This window comes from Methanosarcina sp. WH1 (assembly GCF_000970005.1).
Classification (GTDB): domain Archaea; phylum Halobacteriota; class Methanosarcinia; order Methanosarcinales; family Methanosarcinaceae; genus Methanosarcina.
The window spans coordinates 3,773,281-3,799,849 of sequence record NZ_CP009504.1; the positions used below are offsets into that span (position 1 = coordinate 3,773,281).

General features: G+C 42.3%; 27 protein-coding genes. 13 read left to right on the forward strand and 14 right to left on the reverse strand.

What is annotated here, in order from left to right; translation table 11 throughout:
* Positions 1-219 precede the first annotated feature (219 nt).
* Positions 220-621, forward strand: coding sequence for a hypothetical protein (locus MSWH1_RS16670; RefSeq protein WP_231585512.1), 402 nt, complete (start codon positions 220-222; stop codon positions 619-621).
* Positions 622-838: 217 nt separating this feature from the next.
* Here the strand turns inward: MSWH1_RS16670 and MSWH1_RS16675 are convergent, their stop codons facing one another.
* Positions 839-1,300 (reverse strand): Hsp20/alpha crystallin family protein, encoded by a 462-nt coding sequence (locus MSWH1_RS16675; RefSeq protein WP_048130021.1) that lies wholly within the window; start codon positions 1,298-1,300, stop codon positions 839-841.
* Positions 1,301-1,458: 158 nt separating this feature from the next.
* Positions 1,459-2,652 (reverse strand): cofactor-independent phosphoglycerate mutase, encoded by a 1,194-nt coding sequence (locus MSWH1_RS16680; protein ID WP_048130729.1) that lies wholly within the window; start codon positions 2,650-2,652, stop codon positions 1,459-1,461.
* A gap of 452 nt (positions 2,653-3,104) precedes the next feature.
* Here MSWH1_RS16680 and MSWH1_RS16685 point away from each other — a divergent pair, with 452 nt between their 5' ends.
* Together MSWH1_RS16685 and purM are read left to right on the forward strand one after the other, a co-directional pair.
* Complete coding sequence (locus MSWH1_RS16685; RefSeq protein WP_048130733.1) at positions 3,105-4,523, forward strand: aspartate kinase; 1,419 nt, start codon at positions 3,105-3,107, stop codon at positions 4,521-4,523.
* A 22-nt stretch (positions 4,524-4,545) separates the two neighbouring features.
* Positions 4,546-5,553 carry a phosphoribosylformylglycinamidine cyclo-ligase gene (gene purM, locus MSWH1_RS16690; RefSeq protein ID WP_048130735.1) on the forward strand — a complete coding sequence of 336 codons (1,008 nt, stop codon included), beginning with the start codon at positions 4,546-4,548 and terminating at the stop codon, positions 5,551-5,553.
* 258 nt (positions 5,554-5,811) lie between these two features.
* Here purM and MSWH1_RS16695 read toward each other — a convergent pair whose 3' ends face one another.
* Both MSWH1_RS16695 and MSWH1_RS16700 read right to left on the reverse strand, forming a co-directional pair.
* Positions 5,812-6,204: a DUF1894 domain-containing protein gene (locus MSWH1_RS16695; protein WP_048130022.1), complete on the reverse strand. Its 393-nt coding sequence runs from the start codon at positions 6,202-6,204 to the stop codon at positions 5,812-5,814.
* A complete protein-coding gene (locus MSWH1_RS16700; protein WP_048130023.1) occupies positions 6,201-6,659 on the reverse strand; it encodes a DUF1890 domain-containing protein in 459 nt (152 codons plus the stop codon). Before MSWH1_RS16700 ends, MSWH1_RS16695 begins: the two co-directional genes overlap by 4 nt.
* 532 nt (positions 6,660-7,191) lie before the next feature.
* On the opposite strand from MSWH1_RS16700, the gene MSWH1_RS16705 reads away from it, so the two are divergent.
* On the forward strand, positions 7,192-7,494 hold the full coding sequence (locus MSWH1_RS16705) for a DUF1894 domain-containing protein (protein WP_048130024.1): 303 nt from the start codon (positions 7,192-7,194) through the stop codon (positions 7,492-7,494).
* 441 nt (positions 7,495-7,935) lie between these two features.
* Here the strand turns inward: MSWH1_RS16705 and MSWH1_RS16710 are convergent, their stop codons facing one another.
* The 4 genes from MSWH1_RS16710 to MSWH1_RS16730 all read right to left on the reverse strand — a co-directional run bounded on the left by MSWH1_RS16710 (position 7,936) and on the right by MSWH1_RS16730 (position 12,290).
* The gene (locus MSWH1_RS16710; RefSeq protein WP_048130025.1) at positions 7,936-8,502 is read right to left on the reverse strand and encodes a hypothetical protein; all 567 of its coding nucleotides are present in this window, start codon (positions 8,500-8,502) and stop codon (positions 7,936-7,938) included.
* Positions 8,503-8,554: 52 nt separating this feature from the next.
* A complete protein-coding gene (locus tag MSWH1_RS16715) occupies positions 8,555-9,685 on the reverse strand; it encodes a hypothetical protein (RefSeq protein WP_048130026.1) in 1,131 nt (376 codons plus the stop codon).
* 300 nt (positions 9,686-9,985) lie between these two features.
* Positions 9,986-11,068 carry a hypothetical protein gene (locus MSWH1_RS16725; protein WP_048130028.1) on the reverse strand — a complete coding sequence of 361 codons (1,083 nt, stop codon included), beginning with the start codon at positions 11,066-11,068 and terminating at the stop codon, positions 9,986-9,988.
* Positions 11,069-11,195: 127 nt separating this feature from the next.
* Positions 11,196-12,290: a hypothetical protein gene (locus tag MSWH1_RS16730; RefSeq protein WP_048130029.1), complete on the reverse strand. Its 1,095-nt coding sequence runs from the start codon at positions 12,288-12,290 to the stop codon at positions 11,196-11,198.
* Between the two features lie 307 nt (positions 12,291-12,597).
* Here MSWH1_RS16730 and MSWH1_RS16735 point away from each other — a divergent pair, with 307 nt between their 5' ends.
* The 5 genes from MSWH1_RS16735 to hisC all read left to right on the forward strand — a co-directional run bounded on the left by MSWH1_RS16735 (position 12,598) and on the right by hisC (position 17,298).
* Positions 12,598-13,080, forward strand: a complete 483-nt coding sequence (locus tag MSWH1_RS16735) for a PUA domain-containing protein (protein ID WP_048130030.1) — start codon at positions 12,598-12,600, stop codon at positions 13,078-13,080.
* A 444-nt stretch (positions 13,081-13,524) separates the two neighbouring features.
* Positions 13,525-14,523, forward strand: coding sequence for a hypothetical protein (locus MSWH1_RS16740; RefSeq protein ID WP_231585513.1), 999 nt, complete (start codon positions 13,525-13,527; stop codon positions 14,521-14,523).
* A gap of 136 nt (positions 14,524-14,659) precedes the next feature.
* Positions 14,660-14,884, forward strand: coding sequence for a hypothetical protein (locus tag MSWH1_RS16745; protein ID WP_048130032.1), 225 nt, complete (start codon positions 14,660-14,662; stop codon positions 14,882-14,884).
* A 115-nt stretch (positions 14,885-14,999) separates the two neighbouring features.
* The gene (locus tag MSWH1_RS16750; RefSeq protein ID WP_231585514.1) at positions 15,000-16,217 is read left to right on the forward strand and encodes an acetylornithine transaminase; all 1,218 of its coding nucleotides are present in this window, start codon (positions 15,000-15,002) and stop codon (positions 16,215-16,217) included.
* On the forward strand, positions 16,198-17,298 hold the full coding sequence (gene hisC, locus MSWH1_RS16755; RefSeq protein ID WP_048130033.1) for a histidinol-phosphate transaminase: 1,101 nt from the start codon (positions 16,198-16,200) through the stop codon (positions 17,296-17,298). Before MSWH1_RS16750 ends, hisC begins: the two co-directional genes overlap by 20 nt.
* 56 nt (positions 17,299-17,354) lie before the next feature.
* Here the strand turns inward: hisC and MSWH1_RS16760 are convergent, their stop codons facing one another.
* The 4 genes from MSWH1_RS16760 to artA form a co-directional block, all read right to left on the reverse strand.
* Positions 17,355-17,711, reverse strand: a complete 357-nt coding sequence (locus MSWH1_RS16760) for a dihydroneopterin aldolase family protein (protein ID WP_048130034.1) — start codon at positions 17,709-17,711, stop codon at positions 17,355-17,357.
* A 132-nt stretch (positions 17,712-17,843) separates the two neighbouring features.
* Positions 17,844-18,587, reverse strand: coding sequence for an archaetidylserine synthase (locus MSWH1_RS16765; RefSeq protein ID WP_048130035.1), 744 nt, complete (start codon positions 18,585-18,587; stop codon positions 17,844-17,846).
* Positions 18,588-18,589: 2 nt separating this feature from the next.
* Positions 18,590-19,216, reverse strand: a complete 627-nt coding sequence (locus MSWH1_RS16770) for a phosphatidylserine decarboxylase (RefSeq protein ID WP_048130036.1) — start codon at positions 19,214-19,216, stop codon at positions 18,590-18,592.
* Positions 19,217-19,221: 5 nt separating this feature from the next.
* Positions 19,222-20,091 (reverse strand): archaeosortase A, encoded by an 870-nt coding sequence (gene artA, locus MSWH1_RS16775; protein WP_048130037.1) that lies wholly within the window; start codon positions 20,089-20,091, stop codon positions 19,222-19,224.
* Between the two features lie 855 nt (positions 20,092-20,946).
* On the opposite strand from artA, the gene MSWH1_RS16780 reads away from it, so the two are divergent.
* The 4 genes from MSWH1_RS16780 (at position 20,947) to priL (ending at position 23,782) form a co-directional block, all read left to right on the forward strand.
* Positions 20,947-21,381 carry an NUDIX hydrolase gene (locus MSWH1_RS16780; protein WP_048130038.1) on the forward strand — a complete coding sequence of 145 codons (435 nt, stop codon included), beginning with the start codon at positions 20,947-20,949 and terminating at the stop codon, positions 21,379-21,381.
* Positions 21,341-21,655 (forward strand): transcription factor S, encoded by a 315-nt coding sequence (locus tag MSWH1_RS16785; protein ID WP_048130039.1) that lies wholly within the window; start codon positions 21,341-21,343, stop codon positions 21,653-21,655. The genes MSWH1_RS16780 and MSWH1_RS16785 overlap by 41 nt, the downstream gene beginning before the upstream one ends.
* Positions 21,656-21,960: 305 nt before the next feature.
* Positions 21,961-22,698: a DNA polymerase sliding clamp gene (locus MSWH1_RS16790; RefSeq protein WP_048130040.1), complete on the forward strand. Its 738-nt coding sequence runs from the start codon at positions 21,961-21,963 to the stop codon at positions 22,696-22,698.
* A gap of 7 nt (positions 22,699-22,705) precedes the next feature.
* Entirely contained in the window at positions 22,706-23,782 is a 1,077-nt protein-coding gene (priL, locus tag MSWH1_RS16795; RefSeq protein ID WP_048130041.1) for a DNA primase regulatory subunit PriL, read from the forward strand.
* A 38-nt stretch (positions 23,783-23,820) separates the two neighbouring features.
* Here priL and MSWH1_RS16800 read toward each other — a convergent pair whose 3' ends face one another.
* Positions 23,821-24,285, reverse strand: a complete 465-nt coding sequence (locus MSWH1_RS16800; RefSeq protein WP_048130042.1) for a glyoxalase/bleomycin resistance/dioxygenase family protein — start codon at positions 24,283-24,285, stop codon at positions 23,821-23,823.
* Positions 24,286-25,157: 872 nt separating this feature from the next.
* Positions 25,158-26,477, reverse strand: a complete 1,320-nt coding sequence (locus tag MSWH1_RS16805; protein WP_048130043.1) for a cobyrinate a,c-diamide synthase — start codon at positions 26,475-26,477, stop codon at positions 25,158-25,160.
* Positions 26,478-26,569: the final 92 nt, after the last annotated feature.

The following is a 26,569-nucleotide window of genomic DNA, read 5'->3' on the forward strand; positions in this document are numbered from 1 at the left end:
GCAGTAAAGGCAGTAACCATAAATAAGACCACCGATATACTGAGTTTTGCGGCGATGATGAGAGTTACCCCAGCTGAGCAAAAGATGATGAGAACAATTTCCTGATGCCGCACTTTTCACTTTGTTTCTTACTTTATTTTGTTTATGAAGTGTCTTTTCAGAAGAATATTTAAAAATTTTTATATAGATTTCAAACCAAGTTATTAAGGGGTGTTAAGTATGAGCCAGTACGACCTGAGTGAAATCATACAGAAAATAAAAGAAAAAAGCCCTTTTGATTTTAAAGAAAGTCATCGAGGCAAATCTCGCGTCAAATCTCGCGTCTTAAGAATTATTACAAGCAAATTATACACTTCCCTGGACTATGAAAACGAGCCCCAGGCAACCCGGGAAAAAGTAACTCAACTTCTACTTTACCACGGGCAATTCAGCAGGGAAGAGATCGATGAAACCTTCAAATCATCATCCATGGAAACAACAAAGTATTCCATCGAATTTCTAAAGCAGCATCCAGAACTTGCAAGAGCCGAAGCCCGGAAGAGTAAAGAATTCTCGGATGAAGAAGACGAAGAAGGGGAGAAACCCATGGAAATTAAGTATATTTTCCCGCACTATACCTGAGCCTTAATCGAAACCTTTTCTGAAAAAGGTAAAATCAGGAAAAAGTAAATTAAAAGCAACAGATGAGAAAAACAGCAAATCAGTCGTAAATAAATTGATAAAAGGGAAAATGACTGGAAAGATAAACGAGCAAGAAGAAAAAAAATGAAAGTAAAAGACTGCGAGTTTTTTCGCAGTCCCTGTTACAACAAAAGTCACCTTCCTGCAATCAGGAGGGTCACTCAATTTCTATTTTCTTCGTTGGCTCTTCAATTTTCGCCTTTGGTAGTGATATTGTCAGGACACCGTTTTCCATTTTTGCGGTAGATCCTTCCTCTTTGACATTGGCAGGCAGGCGGACAGCACGGTAAAATTGTGTATATGCTCTTTCCCTGCGCAGGTACCCTTCTTCTTCGGTTTCCTTTTCCTTGCCGGACTTTGCGCTGATCTCAAGCATGTCTTCTTTGAGATTAATTTCCACGTCTTCTTTATTAATCCCCGGCAGGTCTGTGGTGATCAGAAGTTTGTCTTCTTCTTCCTTGATGTCAATGGCAGGAGTGTATACTTTTCCACCTCCCCATTCTTCCATTGGCATGAAGTCTTCAAAAAGCTGGTTTAAGCGTTCCTGTGTCCTTCTAATCTCTTCAAAAGGATCCCAGCGTGCGGGTCCTGAAAATGATCTCTTAGCAGGCCATTTCATCTTATATTCCCCCTTAATTAAAAAACTGATGCAGATATGTATGCGCTATTCTGAATATATTGAGAAAGGATATATATGTTTTCTTAGGAAATTTCACCAAAATGTATGAAGGAAGGAGAACCTGAAAAATAAAATAAAAAGCCTGAATAAAGGGCCTTTTAGCCTTTTACAAGCATTCCTATTAGATCAGAGGCTTTTACCAGACCCATAGAACCATTTTTGACCGCTTCCTCATCGAAGGTTTCCACACCATCCGGATCGACTTTATCAGTTCTGTAAACCGCAAACGGAATAGGGTCCCTTGTATGAGTTTTTATCGAGACCGGCGTTGGATGGTCAGGCAGTACAAGAATCGTAAACGGTTCCTCTGAAGCTTCGGCGTGTTTTAGAATAGGAGCAACTATCCGGCTGTCAAAATCCTCAACTGCTTTCAGTTTTTTCTCAATACTTCCTTCATGTCCTGCCTCATCAGGAGCCTCAACATGAACGAAGACAAGATCCCTGGTTTTCAGGGATTCAATAGCTGCACTGGCTTTTCCTTCATAATTGGTATCCAGATAACCGGTTGCTCCCGGGACTTCAATTACATCCAGCCCTGCATAGATTCCAATGCCTTTGAGCAAATCCACTGCTGAAATAATAGCTCCTTTTTTCTCGTAAAGTTCCTGAAAAGACCTGAACTTCGGGGCATAACCCTGTCCCCAGACCCAGATAGAGTTTGCCGGATTTTTACCCTCCTGTACTCTTTTCAGATTAACAGGATGCAGTTCCAGAACAACCGTAGATGCCTCAATCAACCCCGAAAAAAACTCTCCGTCTTTTCCTCTGGGAAGATAATCATCCTTTCTTTCTCCTGTAATATCATGCGGAGGCGTGCACTCCGTTTCTGCTCCCATGTCATTCCTGGCAACGATAAGGTGCCTGTAACTTATGCCCGGATAAAACCTGACGTTCTCGGTCCTGAGTTCGGAATCAAGCGTATCGATAAGAATTTCTGCTTCATCACTGCTTATATGCCCTGCACTATAGTCTTTTATCATTCCTTTTTCGATGGTAATAAGATTACACCTGAAAGCCACATCGTCAGCTTCAAGAGCTACTCCCATACTCGCAGCTTCCAGAGGAGCTCTTCCTGAGTAATAGGTTGCCGGATCGTACCCGAGAATTGACATGTTTGCAACGTCGCTTCCGGGAGGAAAACCATCAGGTACGGTCTGTGCGAGCCCGGTCCTTCCGCGCTCGGCAATGGAATCCATAGCAGGTGTTCGGGCTACCTGTAAAATAGTCCTGCCACCCAGTTTCTCTATCGGGTAATCCGCCATTCCGTCTCCTATAAGTATGGCATATTTCATTGCTTCACCTTTTTCCAACTACTTTACTCCTTTCATCTTGCAGATAAAATATATCACTTTCTACCGAATACCTGCCGCGGAATTTTACTGGCATCTACCAGCAAGCTTTTTCTGCCGATCCTAACTTTTAAATTCTTATACCCATTTTACACAAACATTATAATATAGTATCCATATCCTATACACGACAGGTTCTCAGCTTAAAATATATTAAGCAGCAGGAGAGCCGGAGCATGCTGTTCTTTACAGGCAGGAATATATATAAAGAAGCGACCTGTAAGCGTAACAGGGTTTCTCTCAGATTCTCTCAAATTATAATCAGTGCTAATATCAGGTTAACCTGAATACTTATCAAGATAATCAAAATTAATTAAACAAAATACTAAGACTAACATGATACAAAAAGAAAAAATGTTAAAATATCAGACTTAATGCTAAAACGTGATCTGATCATGAAAATTGTAATGAAATTTGGAGGAACTTCCGTTGGAGACGGAAAAAAAATCCGTCACGTTGCCCATCTCCTCAAAAAATACTATGAAGAAGGCAACCAGATCGTGGTGGTAACCTCGGCACTCGGTGGAGTAACCGATAGGCTTCTGGAAAATGCTCGCCTGGCCTCAACAAAAGGTAAGGTTTCGCTTGTAAAAGAATTTAAAACAGAGCTTACAAACAAACACCGTGAAGCCGTAAGGGATGCCATTGACGACCCAAATGTCGCAAAAGACGTCCTCCAGATCCTTGACCTCAGGATTGAAGAGCTCGAAAAAGCTTTGATCGGGATCTGCTATCTAGGCGAACTTACCCACAGGTCAATCGACTATATCTCCTCTTACGGAGAAAGGCTGGCGACTCCGATCGTTTCAGGTGCTGTCCGCTCCCTTGGGATCTCATCAATCGAATACACAGGAGGAGAAGCAGGGATTGTAACTTCATCGGATTACGGAAATGCCCGCCCTCTTGAAAAGACATACGAGCTTGTATCAAAGAGACTTGGGTGCAGAATTGAGTCCCATGTTCTTGTGGTCACAGGCTTTATAGGGGAAAATGAAGAAGGGATAATCACCACTCTTGGCAGAAGCGGGTCTGACTTCTCGGCTTCTATCCTTGGCGCAGCCCTGAAAGCCGACGAGATCTGGCTCTGGAAAGAAGTTAATGGGATCATGACAACGGATCCAAGAATCGTGCCCGAAGCAAAGACCATCCCGCAGATCTCCTATGCAGAAGCCATGGAGCTCTCTTATTTTGGGGCAAACGTGCTGCACCCGCGCACCATTGAACCTGCAATGCGCGAACATATTCCCGTACGTGTCAAGAACACCTTTGACCCGGAGTTCCCGGGTACACTCGTGGTGTCAGAGAAATTCCAGTGCAAACACGTGGTAAAAGCGGTAAGCCTGATCAAAAATGTGGCCCTCATCAACATCGCAGGCGCCGAGATGGCAGGAACAGTCGGAACTGTTGCAAGGCTCTTTACCGCACTTGCAAAGGCAGGAGTAAATGTCGTTATGATCAGCCAGGGGTCTTCCGAGTCCAACCTCTCTTTCGTTGTCAGTGAGGCGCATGTGGAGCCTGCATTAAACGCCCTCCATGCTGAGTTCAACCGTGAAATTGTAAAGGAAATTACTTCTGATAGAAATGTCTGTGTAGTTGCGGTTGTGGGTGCAGGAATGGCAGGAACCCCGGGAGTGGCAAAAAGGGTATTCGGGGCACTTGGAAATTCAATGATTAATATTATAATGATCAGTCAGGGATCTTCCCAGTACAATATCTCTTTCGTAGTAGGGGAAGATGACGCATTTGCCGCAGTCAAAACCCTGCATGATGAATTCGAACTCTACAATGGAAATGGAATTGAAAAACAGATATGAAGCAGGCAGGATGGGTAAGAGAGTGAGCGAAAAGCACCTAACATACGCGGATTCGGGCGTGGATATCACAGAGGAAGAAAAAACCGTCAGAACCCTGATCGACAAACTGAGTTATGTTCGAAAAGGAATTGGAGCCCCCCTTACAGGGATAGGTCACTATGCAGGGCTTCTGGACTTCGGAGAATATGCCCTTGCCATGACAACAGACGGGGTTGGCTCAAAAGTCCTTATTGCAAACGAAATGCAGCGCTGGAACACCGTGGGAATAGACTGTATCGCAATGAACGTCAACGACCTCCTTGCCATAGGGGCTGAACCTGTAGCCTTTGTGGACTACCTTGCCCTGGAAAAGCACGAAGAGGGCTTTGCAGCACAGATCGGAGAAGGGCTGCTGAAAGGAGCCGGAATATCAAAGATGTCCATTGTAGGCGGGGAAACCGCAACCCTACCTGATATCATAAAAGGTTTTGACCTTGCAGGCACCTGCCTTGGGTTTGTCAAAAAAGAGGATGTTATTGAAGGAGGAAAGGTCCAGATAGGGGATGTAATTGTCGGTATTCCGAGTACAGGGGTCCACAGTAACGGTTACACTCTGGTGAGAAAGATCATAGAGGAATCCGGATATTCTTACCATGATCCCTGCCCCTATGATAGTTCAAAAACCATAGGAGACGACCTTCTTGAACCCACAAGGATCTATATAGAAGTCCTTGATGTCCTTAAAGCATGTGAAGTGCACGGGCTTGCCCATATAACAGGCAGCGGGCTTTTGAAACTGAGAAGAGTAACAAAGCTTGGCTTTGACTTTTATGACCCTCTGGAGCCCCAGGAGATTTTCAAACTCCTGCAGAAAGAAGGCGGAGTCGAAGATCTTGAGATGTACAAGACATTCAACATGGGAATGGGCTTTTTGATCATCCTGCCGGAAAAAGATGCCGCAAAAGCTGCAGAGATTACCGGTGGAAAAATCGTAGGAAAAATCGTGGAAAGTGGGATCAGGGTCAAAAACCTTGTAATAGAGAAAGAATAAAAAGTAGAAAAGTATAAACCTCGATTTTGATGTCAACTTAGAGGAAAGTGAGGTAAAACTCTGTTCCCCTATGTTGAAATCCTTTTCTATGGCAGCCCTTTTCTATGGCAACCTTTTTCTATGGCAGCCCTTTTCTATGGCAACCTTTTTCTATGGCAGCCCTTTTCTATGGCAACCTTTTTCTATGGCAGCCCTTTTCTATGGCAACCTTTTTCTATGGCAGCCCTTTTCTATGACAACCCTTTTCTGTTGTCTTGTTCAGGGAAACCCCTTATAATTTTTTTTCCACATATCCAGGTAACCGCCAGAGGATGCCTTCGGGCTCTCAGGAGGTTTGCCCTTCTTCAAAGAAGCCTTTACTTTTTCTGTCTCCGTCTCTCTGAGACGACCTATCTCTTTAATGCTGTCCTCGTTATCTACGGTCAGGACAAAAGTTCCATAGCAGGGCTTTGTGTAAGTGAAGATCAGAGCATTACCCTTAGCCCCCAGAGCAATAGGAGGTACTCCTATTATGTGGTAGTCCTTGAAAATCTTGTAGCCTGGGGATACATAGTAAATCTCGTCCGAGTGATTCACAATGTACTCTCTAGCATCCTTGTAGGTCGTCTTATCCAGGAGGATCTCGTACTTTATCTGCTCAATACAGCTCATTTGACTATCTCCTCCACCACTTTGTCCAGCTTGTTCTTGAGACGAACGGGGTTGTGAACGTCCTTTGCGACGATCTTATCACAATCGAACTCGATGGTTTCAGCCAGAGCCTCGGCATTTCTGCCAAAGACTATAGAGTACAGTTTTCCCTGAGAAATGGCACTCATAGTCGCAGCATAGGTCATTCCGGCATCGTTATGCATAAAAGCAAAACATATGTCGAAATCCGCTTTTTTCTCAATAATGTCCTCTATAGTATTATCAAGATTTGCCAGCTTTTTTGCATAATAGCCGTCGGAATCAGAGACCTTCAAAAGCTGGGTTGCTGCACCTGTCCCGGCAACGGTTACATCGAAACCCGTGTTGGTCAGCTTATGGGAAAGATACAGAGCAATGCTGGTTTGAATCGGGACCTCTGGACACCCCATCATGAGGAGGACTTTTGCGACGGTCATAACATTTCATCTCTCACGTATTTTATCTGATGTATTATTTCTGATGTCTACTATAACGTATATTATCTATAAGAATGGGATATGGCTAATCCTGAATTTCAACCTTTGCAATTGATATTTAGGCGGAAATCCGTGAAACCGGGGCAACTTTTTAATTCAACATATTCATCATAGTTCCGTGTTTCAATCCCCTAAGGTCTGATTAACCATTACATGTTACACCAGTTTATGTATTAAACTTGTTGAGATCGATCTTAAAACGGTTCAATCTCCTCACACGCAAAAGGGTTGCAGAAATAATTTGGATTAAATTAAGGATTCCTATAGAGCTCTCTACAGAGCCCTTTGATTTCTACAGATCCCTCTTTTACTCGAGCCCTCTTTTACTCTTTTCAGAATGGACTATCTCTATATATCATCCCCCCGTAATTTAAATTTGTAGATATATTTAATTGAGATCATTTGAGGCAGTGACAGCTATCAGAATCTTTCCGGTTTAATTTAAGAAAAAAAAATCATAAAAGGTACAAAAATGGTATGTTTAAGCGAATTTGACTATGAGATCCTCCTGAAAAATGCAACCCTCAAAGAGTGTGAAAACCTAATTAAGGAACATTCGGAGGAAGTGTACCTGGTACCAGGAGGGTACGATATAAAAGGTATTTTTCTTCTGGGCACAGCTATTCCTGTTGGTTTTTCGAAAGATACCATTATATTTCAATTCATAAAGCCCTGCTTCGGCCTTTTTGTAATAAGGATGAAAAATGAAGCAGAAGAAATCAAGAAACTTAGAGAGCAGTATAAAAAGGATAAAAATGTAAAGAAGATAAAATAAGGGATAACAAAATGGCTGCCATCTTAGCTGTTTGTTTTCCCTTTAAAACCTTCTTTATGTTTATTATCAAGTTCTTTTTACGCGGATTTTTCCTGCATTTTTTAGTTTCAGGTTACATTAGATTCAGGTTACATTAGATTCAGGTTACATTAGATTCAGGTTCATGTGTCTTCGGTTAAGAAAGGAACCATAATAAATTGCCCTATTTCTACAACAGTTATCTAAAATTTTAATATAATATGGGCTGGAGCAGAGTATCGATTTTAGGTAAAGAGGGTAAAGTTTGAGATCGATTTATAGTACAAAATCGATAGCTTTCGGGCAAGAAAACTCCTTAACCGATGACCAATGGATTCAGGTTACATTATATTCAGGTTATGTACACAAAGCGAAGCTTTTGGTCTCTACAGAGCGAATTTTTTGGTCTCAAGGTTTCACTTTTCAGACCTTCACTTTTTTCGTACATGTGGCCCTGCACTCAAAGAACCCGGCTGCAGGCAGCTCATGGATTGTGGTTGCGACAATCATGCCTTCCCCGATTTCTTTTACGACCATGATAGACCTGCCTTTATCATCTTTGAGAACAACTTCGGCATTGGTTTCTGAAAAGTAGCCGTCACATCCTACAGGGGGAATAATGTTTTCAAAGAGTTTCTGAGCATCGTGTTCGCCCACAGGATGAGGTGTGCAAGGGTTTTCTTCCATTACATACTTCAGAGAGAAAGGCAGCCACTCATACTCATATTCGGGGATCAGAGGGCTGAAGACAAGCAGGGTCCCTCCTTTTGCCACAAATCTTTCAAGGGAACGTTTGCCGCGTTCGAGCCCAACACCTGTTTTCGTATACTGCTCATTTGCGAAACCGGTAGGCAGGACAAGAATTTTACAGGCAGGAAGATAAGGGGTACCAAGGGACGTTGAGAGCACTCTGCTGCACTCGAGCCCATAGTCAATAAACAGTTTTTCAAAGAGGAGAGGATTGTCCCAAAGCAGAATTACATCACTCATGAAAAAGGATAGGAAATTCCCACATATGAATTTATCTGTCCGGGTAAAAAACTCATGGCATAAAGGAAGGTTCCAACTCCGCCTCCGCGAATCCGGATTCGGAGATGTGGCTAAGACTCATATTTTTTCCGAATTCGAAAACAATCATATGGGGGCTGGAAGCGACTGTAAAAGGATAACCAATAGATCTGAAGATATTTGAGTAATACTGTATGATGCGTTCACATACTTTTCTATCGGAGTAATCGTGAATCAATTTAACATATTCACTGCCTCTCTCAATACAGATTTCAATATCACTTCCAATACTGTCAGTAAGGTAAAGTTCTTTAAAAATCATTATATGCTCTGCAAGGGTGAAAATCTCAGGGGGTTTGCCTGCGAGTAATTCGAATTCTCTCTCCATGTCGTCAACTGAAGGAAGATTTCCTGAGACAAATGCTTCAAAAACTTTTTTGTTCATGTTGAGCCGCTGGTAGTTCTGCTGTCTGTAGATCTTGACCAGATTTTTCCAGATCTCCGGTCTTTTCTGGATCTCCTGAAAAGTACTTTCCATTGCCCCGAAATGTTCCTCAAACCCTTTTGGGATTTTTTCATAATTAAGAAACTCGGCCCGCTTAAAATAGATTTTAGTTACGTTTGACCTGTTGAACAACCCCTGTACATCCAGTTTCATCTGCTTTGCCAGATAGAGGGCAAAGTTCTGGGCGAGTATCCCCCTGAACCAGGGGTTGCCGTTTGAAAGGGTCAGAATTACAGTTTCCGGTTCCGGGCTTCCGGTACATTCAGCATCAACTTTAATTCTCCAGCCCATTCTATCATTCAGTGCGTTTACATGCCTAACAAAATCAGGAATTTTTTTAATAGTATATGGATTTATTAATTCGTATACAATTGATTCTTCAATAAGCAGACCTGAAGTTTTCTTAATAAACCACTCAAGCATGGTATGATGGATAAGCAGAAATTCTTCTTCTTCAACCATTTTATTACGGGATTCGGCATTCTTTAAAGTTTTACTTGAATCTTCTCCCTTCTCATAATTTTTCCCATCAAGAGCCTGAGAGGCAATTTCGATAGAATCCCTTATCGCTGCACTTAAGTTTCCACTGTTTTTATCCAGAAAGGGTTTTAATTTGTCTATATAGCATTGATCAATCGAGATGTTTTTGCGGACTATCAAGTGAACTTCCTCTTTTCCCTTTTTGGAAGCACAGGAAATTGGAACTTTCCTTGGTCCCCGTACTTATCCATTTTTCTAATTCAGTATAAGATTGTAGCTTCTACTTATTAATTTTTTTGTTAGATGAAAGAATGGAAAGATTATATATGGAGATGGAGAATCCAGGAAGAAAAAAGAAAGAAAACCGTAACATAAGAAATAAAGACAAGAAAAATAACAAAAGATCCAGAATTCTGTTTACACAGATAAGTGGGAAAAAATATAAATTAAGTAAGAGAAAAATAGGAAGGAAGAGAAATTTCAATATTTACAGTTGCTGGAAGGATATGAAGAACAGGGTTCCTTGAATTCGAGGATAATAAGATTTGATACGGTCCTGACCTCAAATGCGTGCCCTGCAGCAAGGAATAATTTTGAAAAAAGCGCTATAAGTTTTGCAATAGCAATTTCTTCGGAAAATTGATGCCGAATTTTTATATGTATCTTTCCCTTCTCAACTGTCCTTTCAATATCATTTGCAAGCTGGGTAATAAAAAGTAATTTTTTGGAAATGGCAAACAGTTCGTAAAGCGGAATTTCCAGAATAGGCTTGCCTGCAGACGCCTCAAAAAAGCTTGTCACATCAGGAATCTCCCCTGCAAGAAATGTTTCAAAAACATCCTTGTTAAGGTTTATCCGCTGATACCTCTGCAACCTGTATCTTTCCACCAGGGAGGTCCAGAACTCCGGTTTGCTTCTAATTTCTTTAAAAGTATAGTCAAGAATTCCAAAATTCTTTCTAATCCCCGGAGGAACCTCCATATCGGATCTGTGTTCCTTAAGAAAGATGCGAATCGAATTGGATTTCCGATGGACAAAGGAAATGTCAAAGTTCAGATAGCAGCCTAGAAAAATAGAGATTAACTCACCAAGAAAAGCTCTTAAACTGGTATCCCCGTTTTCAAGCACAATTACCTCGGTTTTATCCTCCTCCAAGGTGTTGCTGGAAACTTCAATTTCCCATCCCATATTCCGGCTGCGCGTATTGAGATACTCCACGAGGTCTGAAATGTTCTTAATCTGATACGGATTGAAAAGTTCACTTACAAGTTCATCATCTACCAGTATCCCATCGGTATTTTCAATAAGCCACCTGAATGAAAGCTGGCTAATTAATATACATTCGCTGCTCTCAATCAGACTATTACGAATCTCAGGATACTTTGTTGAACCCTGTGTAAAATACTCCAGAGCATCTTCTACGGACTCATGGCCCTGGAGGGCAGCATCTGCAAGCTCTATTGCATCCCTGATTGCAGCACTCAGGTTCCCGTTATTTTTATCCAGGAAAGGCTGCAGTTTCTGAAGGTATTCATCTTCCATAGAAACATTTTTGCGAATCAAAGGATATCCCTGCTTTATAAAGAGTGTTTTTCCACAAACTGCCTTGAAGTGCAAACACACCATGAACTTAAATACTACAGGCAGGTTTACAAGATCAATGTATATATATAAAAGTTATTATTTATCATTAAAAATCCAGACCCGGAGAGACTTTTACAGCATCTCGTATTGAAGTGTCAGGAAGAGAAAAATCAAATATTATGAGCTTGGACACAGAACTTACACTGAATTTGTGCAAGCCAGCCTCAAATAAATTGGAAAACATCTGGATCAGCTTTAAAACTACACCCTCATCAGAATATTCGTGCCTGATTTTGATGCACTCTTTTCCTTTCTCAGCATATATCTCCACATCGCTGACAAGCTGTGAGGCAACTACAAGGTATTTAAAGAGAGGAAGCAGTTCCGAAAGAGGAATTTCATGGAGGGAACGGCCAGCTTTAATCTCAAAATATTTTGTCATATCAGGAAGTTTTCCTGCTACAAGGGCTTCAAAAAAGTCCTTATCCAGATTTACCCTCTGGTAATCGAATTTTTTGTAAAGATCTGCGAGTGTTACCCAGAAAGCAGGTTTTCGTTCAATTTCCCTGTACAGGACATCCTTAGAGCCGAAGTATTTCCTCACGCCAGGAGCTTTGTCCTGCATACCGTGCCGGAAAAAACTTCTCAGGTATATGGTAATTGAATTGGATTTCCGGTGTACAGCTTCAACGTCAAAATTCAATCCACACGCAAGGAATATGCAGACTGCCTCTACAACAAAGTCACGAAAATCCCTGTCTCCCCCGACGAAATCCATGGTGAAGGATTCTGGTTCGACTTCTTCCTTGAAGGAACACGAGACTTCTATTTTCCAGCCCATGCTTTTACTGCTGGTGTTAAGGAATTCCTTTAACTCAGAAACTGTAGTGAGCAGGTAAGGATTAAGCAGTTCGAGGACAACATCCTCATCCATAAGTTTGCCAGCACTGCTTTTCACAAGCCACTTCATGGCCCTCTGGTTCATCATTACACATTCGCCGCTCTGAATAAGCTGTTCCCTTACCTCAGAGTATTTCTTTTTTCCGGTTAATTCCTCAAAGGTTCCATGGCTTTCGGGGTCAGGAATAATCAGATCGATGACTTCCCTTACAGCTGCGCTTAAATTCCCTCCATTTTTGTCCAGCAGAGGCTGAAGTTTCTGGAGGTGAACTTCATCTAAAGAAACGTTTTTTCGAATCAACAAAATCCTCGATTTTTCTTTTTTAAAATGTGGTTGTTGCTGGAGAGATTCCGTCTGCAGGATTTAAGCACCCGAAAGTTCCTGAAAATTATACTTAGATATCTCGTTCAAATCAGGCAATAATTACTTTTTTATTTACGCTATTACGAAATTCGCACTTCCAGACAGTTATTGGATAAAATGTACAAAATATAAATAATTTATTATTTCATCAGAGAAATATAAATTTGTTGATCTTCCGAAAATTTAATTTATTAAGTCTGGAAGACCGGAACGGCTTTAAGGTCTGCATATATTATCTAGCCTCATGAACAACGGTGTAGAAAGAATTTCGAAGGTCCGTATGATTGCGGATTACCAGTTCGGAAAAGGTACAGGAAAAGAGCTTTTCCCTGACGGATCAACGTTCCAGTTATCCCGGACAAAAAGAGTACGCCAGGTCTTTTACTCAGGTCAGAGAATTGTAACGGCCAGAGCAAAGGACGGTTTTTTCACGCTCAGTATTGAAGGAGCTTCCATAATCCACAGGCTTCTCCCCGGAAAAAGACTCAGGGTAGTTGTTTCGGAAGAAGCTGTTCCTTTTGTGGAGGCAGGCAAAACAGCTTTTGCAAAGCATGTAATTGAGATTGATCCTGAACTCCGTGCAGGAGAGGAAGTACTTGTTACAGATAAAGCAGACAGGCTGCTTGCAACAGGGCAGTTGCTCTTATCCCCTGAAGAGATCCTGTCTCTTGACAGTGGAGCAGCTGTAGATGTACGGGTAGGGACTGCTTCGAAAAAAGAAGAATAACCTTTCCAGATAAGGAAGGGCAGCCAGTAAATCATAAATTTTAAATTTTATACAGAAAGACAAAAGGTATTTTTACATTATATACAAATTTTCATATAGCTAGATATAATATATAAGATGTTGTCCTTACTGCTCAAAAATGCCATCATAAGCGGAAAAAATGGATAAGAATATATCATAGATAGTTATTTTTGAATGAATACTACTCGCAAGATAAATAATTGTGTTTTCAGCACCGCGGTTTTAAAAACCACACTCTGAAACCTTAACACTAGATAGCAGAAAACAGTTTCTCCGGAGAGTGAAAGCATCTCAGAGCCAGAGCAGATTCTAAAGCACCTTCTGGTTCCCGATAATACCAGAATAGAAACAAACAGGATTATAGTTGAGGGAGACATTATTATCGGTAACCACTCCAGCATCCAGTACGGCATATCTGGAGATATGATCATTATGGGAGAAGGGGTTGCTGTTTCCGGAGACGTGGTAGCGTGCTCTGACGCCAGGATTGACATGTGGTCAAAAATGGGGAGCAGAGTAGAAGTCGGTAAAAACGCCTATCTGGGAGAATTCGTTACCATTGAAGGAAAACTGACCGTCGAAGGGGACCTGGACGTAGGAAAGGAAGTAAAAATCAAAGGAGGGTTTGAAGCCAAAGGCTGGATCGTTGTCAGGAACCCGGTCCCTGTAATCATGTTTTTGCTTCTGTACATAAGGGAAATGATGCGCCTTGGAAGGGGAGAGGAAGTAGAAAAAGCCCTGGAAGAGCTTTTTGACGACTCCGAAGAGGACCAAGAGTCTGATGGGAAGGAGCCCGCTGAAAAAATACTCGTCATACCCATAGGCACAAAAATCTCTCCTGAAGCCATTGAAGTTGGTGGGGACGCAGTTATCGGAAACAACTGTTATTTAATAGGAAACCTGAAGGCACAATCTGTCGAAACCGGAAAAGACCTGACCCTGAAGGGAAGTGTTTATTCCGAGAGTGAAATCAGCATAGGAGACAGCAGCACTATCTATGGGAATCTATCTTCAAAGGGACAGGTACACATTGGCCGAAACACCAGGGTCTTCGGGGGAATAAAAGCCGAGTCTGTCTTACTGCATGAAAACGCAAGGGTAGACGGCACGATAAAGGCACCTTCAGGAGTGTCTTTCTTAAGGGATGCTGCAGAAAAGCCAGTTCTTGCAGAAGTTAATGCTTTAGGGAAAGTGATTCCAAGAGAAATAAAGGGAGCAGGATCTCAAGACAACCTTCTGAAAGTTCTGGGCATAATTGAGATTGACTCGCTCATTAAAACCAGTGTAAAGGCTAAAGACGGCTTTGTGCCTGGCAGGGAAGGAATGTCTGCCAGGACCATGGCGTTAGGGAGGACCCGGCGCACTGTAGGAGTGAGAAGATTTAGAAGAAGAAGACATGAAGCCGGAGAGCATCAGAACTGATCATAATTCTGCCTTAAGTCTGAAGTTCCCGAAACCAGAATATTCCGCCCAGAATTATTCAAGACAAACTGCTCCTGAAATATCAAGTCTTTCTGTAAATCCTGATTTTGTTTTATACAGGAAAATTCCATAGAACATGAAAAATAATGCAGAAAATTTTCTTTTTTCAGAGAAAGGGCAGCAAATAGTCGGCAATATTCTCAGGGAATTAATTCTCAAGGAATCAGTTCTCAGAGAAGCAGGGGAAATTATCTGGTTTCTGGCGAAGGTAGTAGAAAAGCTTAAACTGAGAAGCCCATTAATCAGGAAATTATTAAATTCAAGTATACAGTCTATAGAAACCAGCAGCCCATTAAGATAATAAATACGGCTGAAACTAAATACGGCTGAAACTAAATACGGCTGAAACTAAATACGGCTGAAACAATAATTAAACTCCAAGAAAAGACTTCAACATTAACATTTGAGATAAATTTATGATCACAAATTCAAGGAAAGGAATTCACTTGACAGAAAACATTATTGAATCCGGGGACCTGCAAGCAAGGTACAATTCCGTTATAGAAAAAGACTCAAAGTATGTAATGCAGACCTATGGACACCAGCCCCTTGTGCTTTCAAAAGGTAAGGGAACAATTGTCCGGGATATCTACGGGAAAGAGTATATCGACTGCGTGGCAGGCATTGCAGTCAATAACGTTGGACACTGCCACCCGACAGTTGTTAAAGCAATCCAGGCACAGGCAGAGAAACTTATTCACGTTTCCAATATATATTATACCGAAATCCAGGCAGAACTTGCGGAAACCCTTGTCTCGATTACAGGAATGGAGCGCGTCTTTTTCTGCAACTCGGGAGCTGAATCCATAGAGGCTGCAATGAAACTGGCTCGTGTGGCTACGGGAAAAAGCACTTTTGTAGCAGCCGAACACTCCTTCCACGGGAGGACTATAGGAGCACTCAGCGTGACCCACAAAAACATGTACAGGGATCCATTCATGCCACCGGTCAGCTCCGAAACCGCCTTTGTCCCATATTCCGATGCCGATGCTATCAGGCAGGCAATTTCCGAAAATACCGCAGCAGTAATCCTTGAGCCCATTCAAGGAGAAGGCGGGGTAAACATACCGGGTCCCGAATACTTAAAAGAAGTAAGGGAAATCTGTGATGAAACCGGCACTCTCCTGATATTTGATGAAGTGCAGACAGGTTTTGGAAGGACAGGCACCTGGTTCTGCAAAGAACAGTTCGGAGTCGAGCCTGACATTATGAGTATGGCAAAAGCCTTAGGAGGAGGGCTCCCCATGGGGGCTATTGCAGCCCGCGACGGGCTCAGTTTCGGGCGTGGGCAGCATGCTTCTACCTTCGGAGGAGGACCTCTTGTCTGTGCGGCAGCTCTTGCTGCGATTAAAGTGATTAAAGAAGAAAAACTTCTGGAGCGCTCAAAGAAAATGGGAGCTTATTTTGTGGAAAAGCTCGCTGGCATGACAAGGAATGACGTTGTGGAAATTCGTGGGAAAGGGCTTATGATAGGAGTTGAGATCAAGTACCCCTGCAGCAAATTTGTTGACTTTGCAAGGGAACACGGCGTGCTTCTAAACTGCACCTCGGACTCGGTACTCCGCCTTGTCCCCCCACTTGTGATAACAAAAGAGCAGATCGATACGGTAGTTGATGTTCTTGAGCAGGCCTGAACTGATAAAAAAAGAAATCTTTGATATTGCAGAGTACGTTCCCGGAAAGTCCATAGAAGAGATAGCTTCCGCCTACGGGCTTGATCCGACTTCGATTATCAAACTTGGCTCAAACGAAAACCCTCTGGGACCTTCCCCAAAAGCTGTTCGGGCTCTTGTAGAAACAGCTCCCGGAGTAAATATCTACCCTTCAGCCGATGCACGGGAACTGAGAGAAGCCCTCTCTAAATACACAGGTTTTCCAGTATCGAACATTGTCGCCTCCGGACCCGGAATGGACGGGCTGCTTGACGGGCTTTGCAGGATAATCATTGAAAAGGGAGACGAGGTTATTGTCCCTACCCCGACCTTTGCCTATTACGAACTGCCTGCCAGAGCTTGCGGGGGAAAACCGATTTTTATCAGGCGAGACTCCGACTTTTCCCTGGACCCTGAAAAGATCCTTGAAGCCGTATCGTCCAGGACAAAGATCATTTTCCTCTGCTCCCCAAACAACCCTTCAGGCAACCTCCTTCCCGAAACCGACCTTAGGAAAATCGTTGAAAATACCCATGCCCTTGTGTTTGTGGACGAAGCATATGTTGAATTTGCAGACAGGAACCTTGCCGGGCTCGTAAAGGAATATGACAACCTTGCGATTGGGAGGACCTTCTCCAAGGCATTCGGGCTTGCTGGCCTGCGCCTGGGCTATGGGATAATGCCTGAATGGCTCGTAAAAGAGTATTCAAGAGCAGCCACCCCGTTTTCGGTAAGTCTCCTGGCTTTAAGAGCAGGAGTAGCCGCACTTTCGGATGAAGACCATCTGAGTAAAAGCATACATCTTGCAAAGGAAGGCAGGGAATACCTGAGAAAAAACATCCCATTTACGGTTTATCCTTCACAGGCAAACTTCGTACTCGTAGATGTTGCTCCTTTGAAAGCAAAAAAAGTCTCAGAAAGCCTTATGGAAAAAGGAATAATCGTGCGCTCCTGTGATTCTTTCAGGGAAGCTGGAGATTCCCTTATCAGGGTAACAATCGGTACTTCTGAACAGAATGAAAAGGTAGTCAGGGCTTTTGAAACTTCAAAAACAGAGGTTTAAAAACCCCTGATTTCTTCAATTAATAATTGATTTTTTAGGCATTCAAATTTTCAATTTTATTCAATATCTTCAATTTTCATCAATGGATAATTAAGTTCAAAGTCGAATTCCATCGCGACTTTCACCCGTGAAAAGCCGTATTTTACAGTGATTTTAACTTCAAGCATGGGACCCTGAAGCTCGGTGTATCCGAACTCACTATTTAACTTACTTTTTAAAAGGTCCCGGTCAATTTTTACCGAAATTTGTTCTACAAAAGGCTGAACTGAAATGCTTTCCTGAATAGCCTTTTCAAGACTTGAAACTGTTTTCAGGTTTACAGGGGAACCTGTAAATTGATGGTAGAGAGCTCCCAGTTTTATTCCTGCCTCGAAAAGTGCGTTATCCCTATCGGTTATTTTGTTTTCGGTCAAATAAACTTCCCCTTGTTAATCCAATGTAATCTTGTCGATTCGATGTGATGAGAAATTAGAGTAAAATACCAGATATCGGGGGGTTAAGTGTGAATATTTAAGTCCAAAACTACAGTAATCTTTGAACCGGCTTTACTGCTTTTCTTTTCCCCCTCCAGCTTTCAGTCCCTTTTTGTGCCCCTGATCTTTACTGCTAACAGGACTGATCAGAGGGACCTTAAGGAAAGGAGAGAACAGGTAAGTAAGCATAAGAATGAAGGGCAGGAAAGAAAAAAGCCGCATATACTCCAGATTAATAAAGTACAGGAAAACAGTTATCCCAAAAATCGCAGCTATAAAAGCCAGAATCTTGATATTCTTTATCTTCGGATAACTTACGGAACTCACCATAAGGATAGACAGGGCAAGAGTCAGAGCCAGAAGGAAGTCGATCCTTACGACACTTTCGCCAAGCAAAAGGTACGCAACCAGCATAATGCAGCCTGCGGTGATAGGAAGCCCTTCAAACCCATTCTTAGGGGTAGAGATCGTAGAATTGAAACGAGCGAGCCTGAGCACACCACATACAGCATAAAAAACTGCAAATATCGCAACAAGAGGTTCATTTTCTCCGAATTCCAGGAATATGAGAAGAGCAGGAGCAACCCCAAAAGAGACTGTGTCTGCCAGGGAGTCAAGTTGCTCCCCAAGTTCTCCCCCTTTGAATCTGCGGGCAATGTATCCATCTGCCCCGTCTGCAACAGCCGCCATCAGGAGTAAGATCAAAGCAAAACCAAAAGAGTTGCTCTGGGCAGCTACTGCAATGGAACCAATCCCGCAGATCAGGTTCAAAAGAGAGACCAGGTCCGGGAGTCTTAACATTTGAAATACGTTCATATTTAAAAGTCCCTGTCATTTTTTATTGTTGCTATAACGGTCTTGCCTGCAAGCACTCGCTCCCCTTTACGAACTGTAATGTCAAAATCATGAGGAATTGTTACATCTACTCTTGACCCGAAACGGATCATTCCGATACGTTGCCCCTGTTCAACAACTTCATTCACACTGGAATATGTGACAATCCTGCGGGCGATGATGCCTGCAATCTGTGTGACCTCTACATCCCCGTACTTGCTATGGATAATAAACTCGTTTCTTTCATTCCTTTCCGAATCCTTACAAAAAGCCGGGAGATAACCCCCTTTCTTGTAGGTAATTTCCTTGATTCTTCCGGAAATCGGAGCTCTATTTACATGTACATTTTGAAGAAACATAAAAATGCAGATTTTTCTGTCTCTGATGTCGATAACCGTACCATCAGCAGGGGAGATCATATAAGTGTCAGAGATTTCTACCTTTCTTTCAGGATCCCTGAAAAAGACAACCATAAAGAAAGTTAGTGCCATCCCCATCTGAGCTGCATGATTGAGGAAGGGTAAACTATCCATCGCCCTAGAGAGAATGGCAAACAGGGCAGTTACAGAAGCAACTGTAAAAAGCCAGGGTTCAGATCCTTTTGCAATCATTGATCTCAGTCCCTAGCAAATCTACGCAGCAGATATTTCAATTCTTCGGAAAGTATGACCCAGAGACCATCGATCATTCCCAGCAACTCAGGGAGAATCTTGAGTACTGCATATGAAATTATAAAGAGAGCGACCCCTGATCCTGCCTTTGCAATATAGTTATGAGCAATTATGAAACTATCAGCCCCAAACCACTGTTCTCCATAAGCTACAACCACAAAAATGTCCCTGATAAGGTTGAGCACATAGATCACAGGTACGGATACAATGAAAGCCATAACCAGACGATTCAGGGGAGCTTTGACCGCGCCTATTAGCCCCATAAAAAGAGCAATGCTTTCAATTGCGGTACAGGCAAGGATAATCTCAACAGTATACCCATTAAGAGTTATCATATTCCAGGCTTTCATGTATGCCGGAATCTCGAAGTACTGAAGCACCCAGAGAACCTGTGAAGTAACGTTTCCAATAATCCAGGTATTCAGGGAAGAGAAATTTGCAAAAGGGAAATAAACAAGAGCACCAAGAGCACTTGCACTTGTAAGCATTGAAGTTATGTCAAGGGAACCTCCCTCAATCTTAGCTGAAACTTCCGAGTGCATCACTTCTCGATTCTTTTGAATAAGAAGAGGACCTTCCCTGTACTCCCGAAACATTATATATGCCACAAGTAAGCAGAACAGAGTAAATACAAACGTAAGGACCACATTGGCATAGTCCAAGGTCTCAACATAGTGGAGAGGCTGGTAACCCCAATGGATGGAAAACACACCCCACCCTATTCCCCCTACCAGTTTACTAACTCTTAAGGTTCTGGGGATAACTGACGACGCTATCATTAACCCAACTGCGAGCCAGAGTACACTTTCTATCATTTTTCACGCACCTTTTTGCCCGGGACGAAGATATTCCAGATTCTATAGTTCTTTTTTGATATTGGAAAATCCCGAACAAACTCTGAAGTTTCCGGAAAGTAGAACATGGAATTCTATAAAATAATTAATAGATTTCCATAGAGCTTCTACAAAGGACTTAAAGTTTTCATAAGCATAAGTATTAAGGAATTCAAAGGTTATGGATTTTACTTTGATATAACGACTTTTACAGTCTTGTGAATAATTATCCCCTAGAAACTATTGCATAGCGCTTGCAGATACATACCTGAAAGATAATATCTACCAGATGAGGCAGTTTCGGCATTATGATAGCATGATGCAGACGGTTTCAGGGTAAAACTATTGAACATTGTGGATTACAAGCATCTGACCTAACTCTAGATATATAAATACCTGCCCAGATATTTGCAGTCAGGCATTTAATGATGTTAAGAGCCCTGTAGATAAATAACAAATTTCTATTATAGAAAAATAACGGATTATGAAGCATTTTTTTATAGGAAAAATTCTCCGGATTAAAAAGTTATGAAAAAAAGAGATAAAGAGCTTTTTGGTAATCTATAAAAGAGAAACCTTTAATAGAGACTACTGCATAAGGGGATTTTCTGCTTGATAGAGACTTGACTCAAAGCATAGAAAACCGGAGAACAACTCAAAAAAGAATTGAGAAGAATAAAAAAATTGAGAAGAATAATTGAAATATGATGACGAGTCTCTACAATATGCACAATAATAATATATTATTTTATCTGGCAAAACGCCAGAAAAAGCTAATCAGGAAGTAGATTGGCAGAGAGAAAAGATCTCCCGGAAAGTGAACTGTGAAGGCGTTTTATGAAAAATAATACCCCCAGCTTAACTGTTGATGCTGTAATTCTCTTTAAAAACAAGCTTGTTCTGGTGAAGAGAAAATATCCTCCTTATGAAGGAAAATTTGCCCTTCCTGGTGGCTTCGTTGAAATCGGGGAAAGTACAGAAAACGCAGCTTTCAGGGAAGCTTTTGAAGAAACGGGCCTTTCTGTAGAGATTCTCAAACTCGTCGGTGTCTATTCCGATCCTGAACGCGACCCCAGGAGACATACGGTCTCAGTGTGCTATCTTGCACAAGGACACGGAAATTTAGAATCGGGTTCTGACGCTGATGCCGTTGAACTTTTTGAGCTCGATTCAATTCCTGAGCTGGCTTTTGACCACAATAAAATGATAAATGACGCAAAAAGTGATATTAATGCAGTTCTGTACCAAATGCAAAAGTATGATGTTTCCTAAAGATGGTAACTACCATTGCAGAAAGTGTGGGAACATAATACCGATTGAAAATAACGCAAAGAATTTCGTCTCCAAAGCCAAAATTGACGATCATGAAGTAGTGGTACTCGAAGGTGAACAGACTTCAGGCCTGCCAACAACGAGTGTAAAGTGCCCGGAGTGCGGGAACAATACTGCGGCCTGGTGGCTCAGACAACTCAGGTCTGCAGACGAATCCGAAACCCGTTTCCTGAAGTGTACGAAATGCGGGTTTACCTGGAGAGAATACGACTAAATTCCACACCCTTTTCCTGCCGGACCCTTCTTATTTGGAAAATATACTTCTGGAAAACGAATTTTCAGGTCAGAACTTCTTTAATGTCTCAGACAGAGCCTGAAACTTCCTGATTTTCTGACCAAGATTTATATAGTTGCCGGGACTTTGAATCTAATAATTTATCCCGATTCCATATATGGCTACTTATTCCGATTCGGAAAATTTTCCTCAAAAGGATAAAAAATACCAAATTGTAAGGAAATTTATATATCCAGGGATAGATAAGGAGTTTAAGGCTTAAATTTATTTGATGGAGAAGAATCATGTTCAAGGCAGCAATTAATGCAGAGCTTCTGAAAGACGCGATTGCCGCACTGGCTGTAATTGTAGATGAGGTTCGATTCAAGATTAAACCCGAAGGTATTTCGGTAAAAGCAGTTGACCCTGCTAACGTTGCAATGGGAATTTTTGAGCTTGGATCATCGGCTTTTGATGAATACAGCGCTGATGAGTGTGAGATCGGGATTGACCTGAATAAGATTACCGACCTTCTGGGAATTGCGGAAAGGAGCGATACAGTCCGAATGGAACTTGAAGAAGGAAGCAATAAACTCCTGATTGATGTAGGAGGGCTGTCCTATACTCTTTCTCTTCTGGATCCTTCGACAATCCGTGCAGAACCCAGAGTTCCCCAACTCGAGCTGCCTGCCAAAGTTGTCCTGAATGGTGCAGACCTCAGGCGTGCCGTAAAAGCCGCGGAAAAAATAAGCGACCATATGCTCATGGGAGTTTCTGGCGATACTTTCTATATAGAAGCTAAGGGCGATACCGATAAAGTCCGCCTGGAGATGGGCAGAGACCAGTTAATTGACCTTAAAGCAGGTGAAGCCTGTTCCCTCTTCTCCCTTGACTACCTGACAGATATAGTCAAGCCCACAAACAAGGTAAATGAGGTTACTCTCTCTCTTGGCAGAGATTTCCCTGTCCTGATTGACTTTGAAATTGCAAACGGTGCAGGAAGAATATCTTACCTCCTGGCTCCGAGAATAGAATCAGACTAAGGATGGCATGCAGGCCGAAAAACTTGCATATTACCCATTTATTTCAGAAGCATCTGCCCATGTTGGAAACCTGGGAATTTCTCTGGAAAGCCTGCTCAATTCGCGAGCTTACAGGGCTGCAAGAGCCCGTGGAATAGAAAGGGCAAAAGAAGCTCTTGAAGGAGAAATTAAAAAATCCCCTGTATCTGGGGAAGCCCAGGTGCTCTCGGAACTCCTTTCCTATCCCTTTGCCAGGATGCTGGTTGCCTGTGTGGATGACCAGCTCTTTACCCGGCGCTATGCCCTGGCAGAAGCCAAGGCTGCTTATACTTTTTTGAGAAACGAAACCCCGGACTTTTTGCTCGAATTCGGGGAAGACTTTGGAATCCTGGCAGATTTCAGAGACTCCTATTTCAGTATGCATTTTACGGACTATATCCGCTTTTCAAATTCCCTCAAAGACCCCACCTGGAAACTGACAAACCGCCAGCTCAGGGCAGGTAAGATAAAAATAACAAAGGAAGAGTTTGCAAGGCTTCTTGAAGAAGCAGTCAGGGAAAGAATCGAACAGTCCTTCCCGATCTCGGAAATCCCTCCCGAAGTCTCCAGCTTCTGTTCCCCCCATGTTTCCGAGATAAAAGAACAGTTTGAGGTTCAGAAAAAGAAATTCGGAGCTACGAACTTTGGGGTTGTCGAGCCCGAACTCTTCCCCCCCTGCATTTCCCATGCCCTTGCAAACGTCCAGGGAGGGGTTAACCTTGCCCATTCGATGCGTTTTGCAATGACTTCATTCTTGCTGAACGTGGGGATGTCAGTGGATGAAATCCTAAACCTTTTCAACATCTCTCCTGATTTTGATGCGGAAAAAACCCTCTACCAGATAGAACACATCGCAGGCGCTACAGGCAACGTATACAAACCCCCTGCCTGCGACACTATGAGGACCTACGGCAACTGTATCGGAAAAGACAGGCTCTGCGAGAAAATTAGCCATCCTCTGGGGTATTACGAGAGAAAAACATTTATAAAAAATAAAGAAAATGAACAGAGAGAAGAAAAAGAAAAAGAAGAGGGAGGGAAAAAGGGAAATGAAAAAGAGAAATGAAATTAAAGAGAAATGAAAGGTTACCAGCCATTGGCTGATTATAAAAACTGTCTGACAAATTCCTCTGGCATTAAAGTGCGTTTTGCAGTTTCTTCTACCGACGATCCTTCACTCAGGAATCTTTTTACTACGCTTTCCATTGGTTCCCCAACCTCAACAATATGCATATCAGGATCGTAAAATCTGATAACCCGCTGTCCCCAGGGCTGGTCTTTTATTCCGTGTACATATTCAATGGAATTCACGTCTTTCAGCTTTTGAAGGAAACTATCTAAATCTTCTTCTTCAAAATACAATTCAGAATTATTTGATTTTTGAATGATGTCTTTTTTGTTTATGTTTATCAAATCTGAAAAATGCGACTTTAAATGTATCGCAAAACCACTCTCAAATGAAACGTTTTCACCAAAATCACACTGTACTTTTTGATCGAGAACTTTTTCGTAAAAGTTTCTGGAAATTTCCATATTGTTGACAACAATAAGTGGACATATAAATTTCATTTAATTCCCTCCTTTTGCGGTGAGCACGATACTGGATATTCATTGTTCCAAATCATTGATAATACAATGGTGAAACCTCGTTCAACAAATCTTCTCAGTATCCATTTTCAGTATCCATTTTAAGAAATTGCCTCTATTCCTAAAAATTACTTCGGTATTTATAAATCTCAGCCTAGCAAGCTGAAAGTATCAAATTCGATTAGAGACCAAATAGTCAAACATACCAACATTTAAAAATGCCGAATTACGTAAAAGATAATGAAAAAGTAGGAGGATTGAGAAATGAAAAATCTATTTGATTTAACGGGAAAAGTTGCTGATGAGAAAATGTCTAAACCTTATGCACCATAATAAATTGCAAAGACACTAGGTTCCTGCCAGCTATACCGGTCACCACCTGGTCAGTAAACAGGGTATCTTCCAGACTCATCCCAGGTTAGTCACGCCACCTATCACGCCACCTATCACACCACCTGGTTTTGATGACATCATCGTTCGATACGTCAACACTGGTTCAGTTTCATTCAGCTCCCTAGCATGCACCTGACGAAGTCACAGCCTCGCTTTTTCCCATAACACTCACTACCGTGGCTTTTGACCAAAGTAGCTTATGGGTGATTTGGAATCACATCCTGTAATGCGAATCCGAGGAACCAATCCTCATCTTTTCTGTAGCATAGCACAAAACAACGTTCAGAAGAGGCATATTTCAATACAAAAATTATGAAAATTAAATACAAAGGCTATGAAAAATAAAAGATTGCCCGTTTTACAGGCAATTACGTAAGCCATTGAATCTTTACCTGAGTCCTGAACATGATCTAAGTCCTGAACATGATCTAAGTCCTGAACATGATCTAAGTCCTGAAACTTTACCGTCTTTTGTATTCCCTGCACTTTCCCACGAACTTACCTACCGGGAAACTGGCAGGATGAGAGTGCATATACCCTGCGAGGGTATTGTGCTCGATAAGCCCGTCAAAACCGTCCTGTATGCCTTTCCCACGGATCATTTCGTATGCAAACCTGGAATCTCTGTCGCATTCCGTGATGGAGTAATGGAACTCATGCCCCCTGATATTGTGGGAAGAGAAGTTTTTGTCGAGAGGACGGGCTTCGGTATATCCGAGAGCTTTCAGACGGTTTGTCATGCGGGTATTTGCAGGCACAACATCAGCCAGTTTATAAGTCCTGTCATCAACTTCATAGGTCCCACAGAGATAGAGCAGGCCACCACATTCCGCATAAATGGGCAGGCCGTCAGCTGCAAGCCCTTTGAGTTTCCGGGTGGTTTCCGAACTTTCAAGGACTTCTGCATAGAGTTCAGGGTAGCCGCCTCCGAGGTAAATCCCATCCACATCCGGAACATCACCTTCCATAGGGCTAAAAAATACGACTTCTGCTCCGTTATCCTCGAATGCATCAAACATATCCCGATAATAGAAACAAAAAGCAGGGTCCCAGGCAACTCCGATCTTGAGGTCTGTTCCCTGTTTCTGAATTACATCAACTTCCGGAACGGAACAGGGCTCAGCAAGTTCAAGCACCGCATCAAGGTCAACGTTTTCTTCAATAAAAGATGCCATTTCCGCAGTGTTGTAATCCTTTTCATGCGCCATGTAGAGTCCAAGGTGCCTTGAAGGAACCTCAATTTCTTTCCTTCGGGGAATTGTGCCGATGATAGGAATGTTGCCCGGAAGCGCATTCTTTACAAGTTCTGCATGGCGAAGGCTGCCTACCTGATTCAGGATAACGCCTGCGACCCTGACTTCCGGATCGAATTCTGAATAGCCCTTCAGAAGAGCTGCGGCACTTCTGGACATGCCATGGACATTGATTACCAAAATCACCGGAATATCCAGAGTCTTTGCAACGTGCGCCGAGCTTGCAATTTCCGTAGAGTCAATCCCGTCAAAGAGCCCCATGACCCCTTCAACAACAGCAATGTCAGCGTCTGCAGACGTACGGGCAACTGTCTGCCTCACCCCTTCCGTCCCCATCATATAGGTGTCCAGATTCCTAGAAGAACGCCCGCAGATAGCTGTGTGGTGGGAAGGGTCAATGTAATCCGGCCCTACCTTATAAGGCTGGACTTTTAGTTGCCTGTGCTTAAGGGCAGCCATAATACCCATGGAAACTGTGGTTTTTCCAACTCCGCTATGAGTTCCTGCTATAAGTATTCCTTTTGTCATTTGGTAACTATTGTATAAATTAATATATATAAGGTTATTAATCAAGCTGTTTCGAGCATTTTATAGAAGTTTCAAAAAAGAAATGCAAACAA